A 13650-nucleotide genomic window follows, 5' to 3' on the forward strand; every position below is an offset into this window, starting at 1 on the left:
AGATCGTGCCTAAACTCCAAGCTGCGCGGGTGGGTGAAAAGCTTTCCCGACCTGGCAACCGAGTTGCCAGAAACCCTGACCCTTGGTTAAGTCAAATAGAGAACAAATGCTATGAAACGGATTCTTCTGGGTACTCTGTTCACCGTGGTCTCGATCAATGCCATGGCCGAAGCGCCAGGCGGCCCGAACTGCGGCTGGGGCAACATGCTGTTCGAAGGCCAGCGCGGCACTCCGGCACACTTCCTGGCTTCCACCACCAACGGCACCTCCGGTAACGCCACCTTCGGCATGACCTCCGGCACCAACGGCTGCTCGACCAAAGCGTCGCTGACCTACGGCGGCAAGTCCTGGTTCGCCATGAACGGCATGATGAATGAACTTTCCGAAGACATGGCCATGGGCCAAGGCGAAGCACTGACCACCTATGCCGTGGTTCTCGGCGTGGCGCCGGAAGACCGTGGCTACTTCGCATCGGTCACCCATCAGCACTTCAACCAGATCTTCAGCAGCGCCGACGTCACTGCCGAAACCGTCCATAGCAACACCCTGGCTGTTCTGAAGAACGACCCACGCCTGGCCAAATACGCAACCGAGGCCTGAGTGCAGCTCCTCCCGCCCCGGCCCCGGGGCGGGTTTCGCCTTTTTTCGGCATCGTTAAGAAGTAGTTGCCCGACATGCTCAAACGCTTCGTATGCCTGGCGCTGTGTGCCTGCGCCCCTGTTCATGCCGCGCCCGTGCTGGACCAAGGCCGTGTCCAGCAACTGGCCAACACCCCTTACTGGATTGCCCTGGGCCATTACGAAACCGCCAAGCTGGGTGGTTGGCGCAGCTACGTGGATGATGATGCGTTCTTCCTCGCCGAGGATGGCGCGCACCACCCCGACCAGGAACTGAAAGCCACGGTCGAAGCGCTGTACGCCCCGGCCAGCCTCGGCGACAAGCATGCCCAGTGCGTATTCCCGGCGCGCACCCGCTGGCTGCGCGAACAGCTCGACCTGCAAGACTTGCCGCAACCTGACTGCCAGGAGTTCACCACCTGGTACCAGTCGATCGACCCACACAGTGCGGCGCTGATCTTCCCGGCGGCCTACCTGAACAGCCCGTCATCGATGTTCGGCCACACCTTGCTGCGCATCGACCAGTCCAACACCCGCAGCGACGACACCACGCTGCTGAGCTACGCAATCAACTTCGGCGCCTACATCGAAGGCAGCGACAACAGCATCCTGTATGCCTGGAAGGGCCTGATGGGTGGCTACCCGGGCCTGTTCGCGCTGATGCCCTACCAGGAGAAACTGTCCGAATACCGCAGCCTGGAAAACCGCGACCTGTGGGAGTACCAACTGGACCTGACCCCGGAAGAAACCGGGCGCATGGTCGAACATGTGTGGGAGCTGAAGCAGATCCAGTTCGACTACTTCTTCTTCGATGAGAACTGCTCGTACCGCCTGCTGGAGCTGCTGCAGGTGGCCCGGCCGGGCATTGACCTGACCTCGCAGTTCCCGCTGACCGCCATCCCGACCGACACGGTGAAGGCCGTGAAGCAGTCAGGCATGGTCGCCAGCGAGACGTACCGCCCCTCTCGCGAACGTGAACTGCTGGCCCGGGCCGAGCCGCTCGATCACGACGAAAAGCGCCAGGTGCTGGCTGTAAGTGCCGACACCGGGCAACTGCAGAGCCCCGAATTCAAGGCTCTCCCCCGCCAGCGCCAGGCGCTGGTGCAGGACGCCGCGTACCGGCTGGAGCGTTACCGTGCCAATGGCCAGGAGCGCGACCCTGGGCAGGCGAAACGCAGCTTCGATCTGCTGCGGGCAATCAACAGCAACCCGCCCCCGCCCCTGCAGATCGAGCGCCCAGGCCTGCCCGAGGACGGCCATGACTCGCGCACCTGGCAGCTGGGCGTAGGCACCCGCGAAGACCGCGCCTACGCCGAGTACGGCCTGCGCATGGCCTACCACGACCTGAATGACAACGCCTATGGCTTCCCGCTGGGGGCGCAGATCGAGATCCTGCAGCTGAAGCTGCGCCAGTACGAAGGCAATGACTGGCAGGTGCAGCGCCTGGACCTGGCCACCATCCGTTCGCTGACACCGCGCAACGAGCTACTCAAGCCCTGGTCGTGGCAGGTGGCCGGCGGGCTGGAGCGCGTGCCGGGCAAGCATGATGACGAAGTGCTGGTAAGCCATGTGAACGGCGGGGCCGGCGGCACCTGGCAACTGGCCGACGGGTTGCTGGGCTTTGCCCTGGGCACGGTGCGGGTCGAGCACCACAATGATTTTGCCCAGTTCATCGCCCCGGCGGCGGGCTTCAATGGCGGGCTGCTGTGGCGCAACGGGCTGGGCAACATGACGCTGGAGGCCAAGGGCGATTATTTCACCAATGGCGAAGTACGGCGCAGTGTGAGCCTGAACCAGCAATGGGAGATCAGCCAGAACCTGGGCCTGCGGTTGAGTGCTTCGCGAGAGTTCAGCCACCTGGCTACGGCGCAGAACGAGGTGATGCTGGAGTTGAAGTGGTATCACTACTGAGGCCGCTTTGCGGCCTTTCGCGGGCATGCCCGCTCCCACAGGTACTGCACTGGCCTCGAATCCTGGGGTGATCCTGTGGGAGCGGGCGTGCCCGCGAATGGGCCAGTGAGGTCAGCAGAGCAGTGTGAACCAACCGACTCTTTGACACTGTTTTGACGGCCCCCCGACAAATCGCCACCTAGACTTTCCAGTATCAACCGGAGGGTTTTGTGGTTATGTCGCGGTACTGGTTCGGCGTGTGCATGGCGTTGTTGCTGTCTGGTTGCGAAACCACCCACGAGCAGATGGTCCACCAGGGTTATCCCCCTGCCTATGCCGATGGCTTCCAGGACGGCTGCAGCAGCGGCCGACAGGCGGCAGGGCTGATGGTCGGCGCTTTTCGCAAGGACGTGCCGCGCTACCTGCACGAGCGCCAGTACGAAAGCGGCTGGGACGACGGCTTTCGCCAGTGCCACGCCATGCAGAACAGCGAAGAACAGCGCCAGTACCACGAGCGCTTCTGGGACCAGCGCGAGCGCGACTGGGAGCAGGAAAAGGACCGCGACGCCGCACGCGCCTATCGCCACAACTGAGTCGCAAACGGACATCCCTTGAAACCGGCGGCCTGCGATGATGGTCTCCTGCAAAAGGAGGCCACGCATGAGCCGAGCATTCGTCAACGAAGACCAGGCCGCCGCCCAGGCTGATCAGCCGGTCGAGCGACGGGTCAGCGAACAACCCAACTACGTCACTGCCAGTGGCCTGCGCCAGCTGCAGGAGCGCGTGACCGAGCTGAATGCCCTGCGCAGCGAACTGCAGGCACAAGGTGAACGTGGCGACAAGCAGCGGCTGGCGGATACCGAACGGGACCTGCGCTACTTCAGCGCGCGAGTGCAAAGCGCCCAGGTTGTGCCGGCGGCGACGTCGCGCAGCAAGGTGCAGATTGGCAGCCGGGTGCGGTATGTCGATGCGCAGGACCAGGAACATGTGGTGCGGCTGGTGGGCGAGGATGAGGCGGATGCCGGGCGGGGGTTGATAAACTGGGGTTCGCCGTTGGGGCGGGCTTTGCTCGGGGCAGGGCCTGGGGATGAAGTGGTCTGGCGGCGGCCGGTGGGGGAGCAGGTGATCGAAGTGGTTGAGGTTTTTGGTGAAGATTGAGGACCTGGGGGCTGCTTTGCAGCCCATCGCGACACAAGGCCGCTCCTACAAGGACCGCGTCATTTCTGAACATGCGCGATACCTGTAGGAGCGGCCTTGTGTCGCGAAAGGGCCGCAAAGCGGCCCCAACGGCCTCAGATCAAACCACGCCCTGCGCCAACATCGCATCAGCCACTTTCACGAAGCCCGCGATGTTCGCACCTTTGACATAGTTGATGCTGCCATCCGCCTCTTCACCGTAATGCACGCAAGCATGGTGAATCGACTGCATGATGTTGTGCAGCTTGCTGTCCACCTCACCGGCAGTCCACAGCAGGCGCATGGCGTTCTGCGACATCTCCAGGCCCGACACGGCCACGCCGCCGGCGTTGGAGGCCTTGCCCGGGGCGTACAGGATGCCGGCCTCCAGGAAGATATCCACAGCCTCCAGGGTAGTCGGCATGTTGGCGCCTTCGGCCACGCAGATGCAGCCATTGCGCAGCAAGGTGCGGGCGTCTTCGGCGTCCAGTTCGTTCTGCGTGGCACACGGCAGGGCGATGTCGCACGGCAGGCTCCACGGGGTCTGGCCCTTGCGGAACTCCAGGCCGAACTGCGCGGCCAGTTCGCTGATGCGACCACGCTTGACGTTCTTCAGCTCCATCACCGCATCCCACTGGGCATCGGTCAGGCCAGCTTCGGCGTACAGGGTGCCTTCGGAGTCAGACAGCGAAATCACCTTGCCGCCCAGGTCCATGACCTTGCGCGCGGCATACTGGGCCACGTTACCCGAACCGGAAATCGCCACGCGGCAGCCATCGATACGCTTGTCCTGGCGCTTGAGCATTTCCTCGGCGAAGTACACGCAGCCGTAGCCGGTGGCTTCCGGACGGATCAGGCTGCCGCCGTAGGTCATGCCCTTGCCGGTCAGCACCGAAGTGAACTGGTTGGCCAGGCGCTTGTACTGGCCGAACATGAAGCCGATTTCGCGGGCACCCACGCCGATGTCACCGGCCGGGACGTCCAGGTCAGCGCCAATGTGGCGGTACAGCTCGCTCATGAACGCCTGGCAGAAACGCATGACTTCGGCGTCGCTCTTGCCTTTGGGGTCGAAGTCCGAGCCGCCTTTGCCGCCGCCCATGGGCAGCGAGGTGAGAGAGTTCTTGAACACCTGCTCGAAGGCCAGGAACTTCAGCACGCCCAGGTTGACCGACGGGTGGAAGCGCAGGCCGCCCTTGTACGGGCCGATGGCGCTGCTCATCTGGATGCGGTAGCCGCGGTTGACCTGCACCTTGCCCTGGTCATCGACCCAGGACACGCGGAACAGTACGGCGCGCTCGGGCTCGACCATGCGCTCCAGAATGCCGGCCTGCAGGTAATGCGGGTTGGCCTCGAGGAATGGCCACAGGCTGCGCAGCACTTCTTCCACAGCCTGGTGGAATTCAGGTTGGGCCGGATCGCGTTGCTTCAGGCGCGCGAGGAAATTGTCGACAGATTCGATCATGGTAGACATCTCACCAAGAGGATTGGACTTATTGGTTTTTTTCAGGAATGTACCAAGAAGCAATCGCACCGGAATAGGGCGAAATGTCGTTTTTTTGAAATTATTTGGTGCGTTTTCTATAAGTGTATACAAAACCTTGGTCGGTGGTGGCTTCATTCGCGGGCGCGCCCGCTCCCACTGGTTCATCACAGGCCTTGGTTCCAGGGGCTCCTGTGGGAGCGGGCATGCCCGCGAATGAAGCCAGCACCACTTTCCAGCCAGGCACAAAAATGGGGCCGCAAAGGGCCCCATTCTTGTGCATCAGAACACCGGCTTACTGGGCCAGCTTCTTGTGCCGTACACGGTGCGGCTGGGCAGCAGCATCGCCCAGGCGCTTCTTGCGGTCGGCTTCGTACTCGGTGTAGTTACCCTCGAAGAACACCACGTTCGAGTCGTCTTCGTACGCCAGGATGTGGGTAGCCACACGGTCCAGGAACCAACGGTCGTGGGAGATCACGATCGCCGCGCCCGGGAAGTCCAGCAGGGCTTCTTCCAGCGAACGCAGGGTTTCGACGTCGAGGTCGTTGGACGGTTCGTCGAGCAGCAGGACGTTACCGCCCTCCTTCAGGGTCAGGGCCAGGTGCAGGCGGCCACGCTCACCACCGGACAGGTCCTTGACGAACTTCTGCTGGTCGCCACCCTTGAAGTTGAAGCGGCCCACATAGGTACGCGACGGGATCTCGTAGTTGCCGATGCGGATCATGTCAGAGCCGTCGGAAACCTGCTGGAACACGGTCTTGCCGCCGTCCAGGTCTTCGCGGCTCTGGTCGACGCAGGCCAGCTGCACGGTTTCACCGATCTCGATGCTGCCCGAGTCCGGCTGTTCCTTGCCCATCAGCATGCGGAACAGGGTCGACTTACCGGCACCGTTACCACCGATCACACCGACGATGGCGCCTTTAGGCATGGAGAACGACAGGTTGTCGATCAGCACGCGGTCGCCGTAGCCCTTGGTGACGTTCTTGAACTCGATGACCTTGTCGCCCAGGCGCGGACCGGCCGGGATGTAGATCTCGTTGGTTTCGCTGCGCTTCTGGAATTCCTGCGACTGCATTTCTTCAAAGCGCTGCAGACGTGCCTTGGACTTGGACTGGCGGGCCTTGGCGCCTTTGCGCACCCACTCCAGTTCCTCTTTCATGGCCTTTTCGTGGGCGCTCTGCTGCTTGGATTCCTGCGCCAGACGCTCGGACTTGGCTTCCAGCCAGCCCGAGTAGTTGCCTTCGTACGGGATACCGGCGCCGCGGTCCAGTTCCAGGATCCAGCCAGCGACGTTGTCGAGGAAGTAACGGTCGTGGGTAATGGCTACCACGGTGCCTGGGAAGTCGTGCAGGAAGCGCTCCAGCCAGGCCACCGAGTCGGCGTCCAGGTGGTTGGTCGGTTCGTCCAGCAGCAGCATGTCGGGGGCCGACAGCAGCAGGCGGCACAGGGCCACTCGGCGCTTCTCACCACCGGACAGGTGCTCGATGCGTGCATCCCAGGCCGGCAGGCGCAGGGCGTCGGCGGCAACGTCCAGCTGGCGCTCCAGGTTGTGGCCGTCAGCGGCCTGCAGGATGGCTTCCAGCTTGGCCTGCTCGGCGGCCAGCTTGTCGAAGTCGGCATCCGGTTCGGCGTAGGCAGCATAGACCTCGTCCAGGCGCGCCTGGGCGTCCTTGATCACGCTGACCGCTTCCTCGACCACTTCGCGCACCGACTTGTTCGGGTCCAGTTGCGGTTCCTGTGGCAGGTAGCCGACGTTGATGTCGGGCATCGGACGGGCTTCGCCGTCGAATTCCTTGTCGACGCCCGCCATGATCCGCAGCAGGGTCGATTTACCCGCGCCGTTCAGGCCGAGCACGCCGATCTTGGCGCCCGGGAAGAACGACAGGGAAATGTTCTTGAGAATTTCCCGCTTCGGCGGCACGACCTTGCTCAGCCGATGCATGGTGTAGACGTATTGAGCCAAAACCAAGCCCTCTAATCAGATAGGTAAAGACATCGACGATCGCCCCGGCGCGCTGGCCAGGGGGATGTATTTACGGGGTGTCATTGAACAAAGTCGACCATTCTACGCCAACGCGCGGCGTTGCATAGGAGGGGCGGATGGTGGGGGGTAGGACCGGGGAGAATCTATTGCCTGTACCGGTCTCTTCGCGGGCACGCCCGCTCCCACAGGTTGACCCACAGGCCCTGAGCAATCAGGGATCCCTGTGGGAGCGGGCGAGCCCGCGAAAAGGCCGGCACGGCAGCCAGAGATGACTCAGACGTGACGCTGCTTGGCCTTGCCCCGCGGCAAGCGGCAACGGTCGCCCTGCTCGGCCAGGCGCGCGGCCCAGGCGGACTTCACGCTGAAGCCACCGCTACGAGCCGGCTGCTGCTCGGCAGCTTTTGCCGGTTTGGCGGCCGCAGGCACGCTGACAACCTTGGCCGTCGGCTTGACCTCGGCCACGGTAACAGCCGGCTCAACTGCCGCCTTGGCGGTCTTGCGCAGTTCAGCCAGCGATGGGCTCTTGCTCTTGGCGACAGCTGCCGCCTCGGGTTTGCTCAGCGAACGCTGGCAAGACTTGCAGGATACATCCTCGGTCACGGCAGTGCTGACAAGGGTCTGACTGCTGCGCCCGCAGGCGGAATCGAGGCCATTGGAGGAAAAGTGAGTAACCAAAACCGAACATCTCCGATGCGTTGTCATTTGAAGCGGGCGCTATTCTCGCACAGGTTGCAGGGGCTTGCCGAACCACCGGGCAGGCACCACCGGTCACATCGGCTGGCACTTTGCCATAATCCTAGGCATGCTAGCCCGTTTCGGGTGTCCGGCCTTATAGTGCGCCACCGCGGTCTGGCAACCAGACACCGGCACACACCGTGCATGATCCATCCCTGCCATCGCCAGCCCAATCGCAGGATCAACGCTTGACCAATCTTACTCATCCGTCGACATTGCGTTCCGCGCCACAGGCGCCCGTGGCCTCGCTGCGCGGGTCGATCAAGGGTGCGCTGGCGCTGCTGGCCCTGATCCTGCTGGGCCTGCTGCTGTGGCAGCTGTTCGCCCAGTTCAACCATACCCAGGCCGACCTGCGCAAACAGAGCCTGGACGCCACCGCCGAACTGGCCGACCACCTGAGCCTGAACATGGCCCTCAAGGCGCAACAGGCCGTGAATGTGGTGCAGCCCTACCTCAAGGCGCCGACGCCCTCGGCCCTGCCCAGCCTGCTGGGCACCCTTCGCGAGCGCCTGCCGGCCCTGCAGAGCATGGCCTGGCTGGACGCTACCGGGCAGGTGCAGGCCGACAGCCTGGCCGGCAGCCCCGACCGCCATTTGCTTGACGAGCTGCTTAGGCTGAACCAGGGCAGCCCGTACTTCTTCACCAATTCGGGCGACAACCGAACCGTCTACCTATTGCTACGCCAGGCCACCGAACAGGGCCGCGGCTACTGGCTGCTGCGCCTGTCGCCGGACTACTACCGCACCCTCACCCTCCACCTGGATGGTGCCGGCCACCCGCTGTGGCTGCTGGAAAACAGCCGCAACGGCGAGGTACTGCAAAGCCATGCGCCGGCCGTTACCAGCAACGAACCGCTGCAAAGCGTGATGCTGGCTTTCATCGACAACAGTACCTGGCAGTTGCGCGGCCTGTTCGACGCCAAGCTGGCCCAACAGAAGCTGCTGCCGGCGCTGCTCGGCAAATGCCTGCTGGTGCTGTTCTGCGCCCTGCTGCCGATGCTGGCCCTGGTCAACATGCGCCGCCGCCAACGGGCGCTGCAGGACGACCGCCGGCGCTATCAGGAAATTTTCGAAGGCACCGGCGTGGCCTTGTGTGTGCTCGACCTGTCCAGCCTGCCCGGCCAACTCGACCGTTACCACCTGCGCAACCGTGCCGCGCTCAAACACAGCCTGGCCCTGGACCCCAACCTGCGCCGCTCGCTGCTGCTGGAGCTGAAGATCACCGAGATCAACCAGGTCGCCCGCCAACTGTTGAACATCGACAGCCACGAAGGTGCCTGGCAGCGCCTGATCGATGGCACTGGCGATGGCCGCGACAGCATCGGCATGCAGCTGATCGACGCGCTGATCGAGCAACGCCCGCTGCTGGAGCTGGAGGTGCGCCTGCCGGCGCCGCTGGGTGGCGAGCTGCACCTGTGGCTGATGGCCCGCCTGCCGCAGCAGCGCCGCGACTACCAGGCGGTCATCCTCAGCATCAGCGACATCACCAGCCGCAAGCAGGTGGAGCTGTCGCTGCTGGAGCGCGAAAGCTTCTGGTCGGACGTGGTGCGCACCGTGCCCGACCAGTTGTATGTGCAGGACGTGCTCAGCCAGCGCATGATCTTCAGCAACCGCCACCTCGGCCAGACCCTGGGCTACGACCGTACCGAGCTGGCGCAGATGGGCGAGCGCTTCTGGGAGCTGCTGCTGCACCCCGAGGATGCCACGCACTACCAGGCGCTGCGCCAGCAACAGCGCGACAGCGGCCATGACCAGCCGCTGCACTGCCAGCTGCGTTTCCGCCACCGTGATGGCGGCTGGCGCTGCTACGACATCCGCGAACAAGTGCTGACCCGTGACGCCGACGGCCTGGTGACTCGCATCATCGGCGTGGGTAAGGACGTGACGGTGCAGATCGAGGCCAGCCAGTCGCTGCGCGACAGCGAGCAGCGCTACCGCATGCTCGCCGAAAGCATCAGCGACGTGATCTTCTCTACCGACAGGCTGCTCCAGCTCAACTACGTAAGCCCCTCGGTGCAAAGCGTGCTGGGCTACCAGGCCGACTGGATCTTCGCCAACGGCTGGCAGTCGATCATCGCCAACCCGTCCCAGCTCACCGGCATCTACAGCCTGATGGAGCGCGTCAGCAAGGCCATGGGCGACCCGGCCCAGCTGGCCCAGCTACGCAACCAACTGCCCACCCAGCTGTTCCTTTTCGACTGCCTGCGCGCCGATGGCCGCAAGATCCCCATCGAACTGCGCCTGGTGCTGGTGTGGGACGATGAAGAGCGCTTCGAAGGCGTGCTCGGGGTTGGCCGCGACATCAGCCAGCAACGCCGTGCCGAGAAAGACCTGCGCATGGCCGCGACGGTATTCGAGCACTCCACCTCGGCCATCCTTATCACCGACCCGGCGGGCTATATCGTCCAGGCCAACGAAGCGTTCAGCCGCGTCAGTGGCTACGCCGTCAGCGAGGTGCTCGACCAGTTGCCGGGCATGCTTACCGTCGACGAGCAGCAGGAAGGCCACCTGCGCTACGTGGTGAAGCAGCTTTACCAGCGCGGCAGCTGGGAGGGCGAAATGTGGCTCAAGCGCCGCGACGGCGACCACTACCCGGCCTGGGTCGGCATTACCGCAGTGCTGGACGACGAAGGCGACCTGGCCAGCTACGTGTGTTTCTTCACCGACATCAGCGAGCGCAAGGCCAGCGAACAGCGCATCCACCGCCTGGCCTACTACGACGCCCTCACCCACCTGCCCAACCGCACGTTGTTCCAGGACCGTCTGTACAACGCCCTGCAGCAGGCCGAGCGGCAAAAGGCCTGGGTGGTGCTGATGTTCCTCGACCTGGACCGCTTCAAGCCGATCAACGACTCCCTCGGCCACGCTGCCGGCGACCGCATGCTCAAGGACATGGCCCAGCGCCTGCTGGCCTGCGTGGACAACGACGACACAGTGGCGCGCATGGGCGGCGACGAGTTCACCCTGCTGCTGCAACCGCGCGCTACCCGTGAGATGGCACTCAACCGCGCCATCCACGTGGCCGAGAACATCCTCGGCAGCCTGGTGCGGCCGTTCGTGCTGGAAAACCGCGAGTTCTTCGTTACCGCAAGTATCGGCATCGCCCTCAGCCCGCAGGACGGCAGCGAGCTGAGCCAACTGATGAAAAACGCCGACACCGCCATGTACCACGCCAAGGAGCGCGGCAAGAACAACTTCCAGTTCTACCAGGCGGAGATGAACGCCAGCGCCCTGGAACGCCTGGAGCTGGAGAGCGACCTGCGCCATGCCATGGAGCAGAACGAGTTCATCCTCTACTACCAGCCGCAGTTCAGTGGCGACGGCAAGCGCCTGACCGGCGCAGAAGCCCTGCTGCGCTGGCGCCACCCGACCCGCGGCCTGGTCCCGCCGGGCGAATTCATCCCGGTGATCGAAGAACTGGGCCTGGTGGTGGACGTGGGCGACTGGGTGCTGCGCGAGGCCAGCCGCCAGCTCAAGGCCTGGCACAAGGCCAAGGTGCGCGTGCCCAAGGTGTCGGTGAACATCTCGGCGCGGCAGTTCTCCGACGGCCAACTGGGCACGCGCATCGCCACCATTCTGGAAGAAACCGGCCTGCCACCGGCGTGCCTGGAGCTGGAGCTGACCGAAAGCATCCTGATGCGCGAAGTGAACGAAGCCATGCAGATTCTCGCCAGCCTGAAAAACCTCGGCCTGAGCATCGCGGTGGACGACTTCGGCACCGGTTATTCGTCGCTGAACTACCTCAAGCAGTTCCCGATCGACGTGCTGAAGATCGACCGCACCTTCGTCGACGGCCTGCCCGAAGGCGAACAGGATGCGCAGATTGCCCGGGCGATCATCGCCATGGCCCACAGCCTCAACCTGGCGGTGATCGCCGAAGGGGTGGAGACCCACGAGCAGCTGGAGTTCCTGCGCGAGCATGGTTGCGACGAGGTGCAGGGCTACCTGTTCGGGCGGCCGATGCCGGCGCATCAGTTCGAGGCGCAGTTCGCCAACGAGAAGCTCTTCATGTTCCATTGAGCAGTTGCCTGCACTGGCCCTATCGCCGGCAAGCCAGCTCCCACCTCGACCGCACAGACCTCGAGCCCTGTGCAGTACCTGTGGGAGCTGGCTTGCCGGCGATGGGGCGCACAGCGCCCCCAAAAAAACGGACCTGCGAGTCAACTCCAGTTCCCGCCCAGCCCAGACACGGCGCGGGATGCAACGTGAAGCCCATTGGTCCGCGACTTGATGCCACTTCATATGCCAGCCGCGGATCAATCGGTTAGAATGCCCCCCCAATTCACCCCGATCCTTGAGGACCGCCATGTTCAGCCGTGATTTGACCATTGCCAAGTACGACGCCGAGCTCTTCGAAGCCATGCAGCAAGAAGCTCTGCGCCAGGAAGAGCATATCGAGCTGATCGCTTCGGAAAACTACACCAGCCCGGCAGTCATGGAGGCCCAGGGCTCGGTCCTGACCAACAAGTACGCCGAAGGCTACCCAGGCAAGCGCTACTACGGTGGTTGCGAGTACGTCGACGTCGTCGAGCAGCTGGCCATCGACCGTGCCAAGGAACTGTTCGGCGCCGACTACGCCAACGTCCAGCCGCACGCCGGCTCCCAGGCCAACGCCGCCGTCTACCTGGCCCTGCTGTCGGCCGGTGACACCATCCTGGGCATGAGCCTGGCCCACGGTGGCCACCTGACCCACGGTGCTTCGGTAAGCTCCTCGGGCAAGCTGTACAACGCCATCCAGTACGGCATCGACAGCAACGGCCTGATCGACTACGACGAAGTCGAGCGCCTGGCTGTCGAGCACAAGCCGAAGATGATCGTTGCCGGCTTCTCGGCCTACTCGCAGGTTCTGGACTTCGCCCGCTTCCGCGCCATCGCCGACAAGGTCGGTGCCTACCTGTTCGTCGACATGGCCCACGTTGCCGGCCTGGTTGCCGCTGGCGTGTACCCGAACCCTGTTCCGTTCGCCGACGTGGTCACCACCACCACCCACAAGACCCTGCGCGGCCCGCGCGGCGGCCTGATCCTCGCTCGCAAGAACGAAGAGATCGAGAAGAAGCTGAACTCCGCCGTCTTCCCTGGCGCCCAGGGTGGCCCGCTGGAGCACGTCATCGCTGCCAAGGCCATCTGCTTCAAGGAAGCCCTGCAGCCTGAGTTCAAGGCTTACCAGCAGCAGGTCGTGAAGAACGCCCAGGCCATGGCCAGCGTGTTCATCGAGCGTGGTTTCGACGTGGTTTCCGGTGGCACCCAGAACCACCTGTTCCTGCTGTCGCTGATCAAGCAGGAAATCTCCGGCAAGGACGCTGACGCCGCCCTGGGCAAAGCCTTCATCACCGTCAACAAGAACTCGGTACCGAACGACCCACGTTCCCCGTTCGTCACCTCGGGCCTGCGTTTCGGCACCCCAGCCGTTACCACCCGTGGTTTCAAGGAAGCCGAGTGCCGCGAGCTGGCTGGCTGGATCTGCGACATCCTGGCTGACCTGAACAACGAAGCGGTGATCGACGCCGTGCGTGAGAAGGTCAAGGCCATCTGCAAGAAGCTGCCGGTTTACGGCAACTGATTGGCGATTGCCTGACAGGAAAAAGCCCGGCCTAGTGCCGGGCTTTTTCGTTTGACGCAGGCTGCAAGACTTGAAGTCGATACGGTCAATGTGGGAGCGGCCTTGTGTCGCGAAAGGGGCGCGCAGCGGCCCCACGATTGCAACTTCGCCATCGAGATTGCCGGGACCGCTTTGCGGTCCTTTCGCGACACAAGGCCGCTCCCACAAAA

The 13650-nt window shown here is 63.6% G+C and carries 9 protein-coding genes; 6 read left to right on the forward strand and 3 right to left on the reverse strand.

Going from position 1 to position 13650, the window contains the following annotated elements; translation table 11 throughout:
• The first annotated feature begins 111 nt into the window (after positions 1–111).
• From ACLCGK_RS23930 to ACLCGK_RS23945, 4 genes are all read left to right on the forward strand, one after another.
• On the forward strand, positions 112–600 hold the full coding sequence (locus ACLCGK_RS23930; protein ID WP_003256313.1) for a DUF3015 domain-containing protein: 489 nt from the start codon (positions 112–114) through the stop codon (positions 598–600).
• A 74-nt stretch (positions 601–674) separates the two neighbouring features.
• Positions 675–2528 (forward strand): DUF4105 domain-containing protein, encoded by a 1854-nt coding sequence (locus ACLCGK_RS23935; RefSeq protein ID WP_410952055.1) that lies wholly within the window; start codon positions 675–677, stop codon positions 2526–2528.
• A gap of 215 nt (positions 2529–2743) precedes the next feature.
• Positions 2744–3100, forward strand: a complete 357-nt coding sequence (locus tag ACLCGK_RS23940; protein ID WP_013970815.1) for a hypothetical protein — start codon at positions 2744–2746, stop codon at positions 3098–3100.
• 67 nt (positions 3101–3167) lie between these two features.
• Positions 3168–3665 (forward strand): GreA/GreB family elongation factor, encoded by a 498-nt coding sequence (locus ACLCGK_RS23945; protein ID WP_410952056.1) that lies wholly within the window; start codon positions 3168–3170, stop codon positions 3663–3665.
• Between the two features lie 139 nt (positions 3666–3804).
• On the opposite strand, the gene gdhA is transcribed toward ACLCGK_RS23945, so the two are convergent.
• From gdhA to ACLCGK_RS23960, 3 genes are all read right to left on the reverse strand, one after another.
• The gene (gdhA, locus tag ACLCGK_RS23950; RefSeq protein WP_015268894.1) at positions 3805–5145 is read right to left on the reverse strand and encodes an NADP-specific glutamate dehydrogenase; all 1341 of its coding nucleotides are present in this window, start codon (positions 5143–5145) and stop codon (positions 3805–3807) included.
• A 313-nt stretch (positions 5146–5458) separates the two neighbouring features.
• Positions 5459–7126: an energy-dependent translational throttle protein EttA gene (gene ettA / locus ACLCGK_RS23955; RefSeq protein WP_015268893.1), complete on the reverse strand. Its 1668-nt coding sequence runs from the start codon at positions 7124–7126 to the stop codon at positions 5459–5461.
• Between the two features lie 294 nt (positions 7127–7420).
• Positions 7421–7822, reverse strand: coding sequence for a hypothetical protein (locus ACLCGK_RS23960; RefSeq protein WP_410952057.1), 402 nt, complete (start codon positions 7820–7822; stop codon positions 7421–7423).
• A 248-nt stretch (positions 7823–8070) separates the two neighbouring features.
• Between ACLCGK_RS23960 and ACLCGK_RS23965 the strand changes: the two genes are divergently transcribed.
• Positions 8071–11901, forward strand: a complete 3831-nt coding sequence (locus tag ACLCGK_RS23965) for an EAL domain-containing protein (RefSeq protein WP_410952058.1) — start codon at positions 8071–8073, stop codon at positions 11899–11901.
• Positions 11902–12187: 286 nt separating this feature from the next.
• Complete coding sequence (gene glyA, locus ACLCGK_RS23970; protein WP_003256308.1) at positions 12188–13441, forward strand: serine hydroxymethyltransferase; 1254 nt, start codon at positions 12188–12190, stop codon at positions 13439–13441.
• Positions 13442–13650: the final 209 nt, after the last annotated feature.

The organism is Pseudomonas sp. S1(2024) (genome assembly GCF_046557535.1).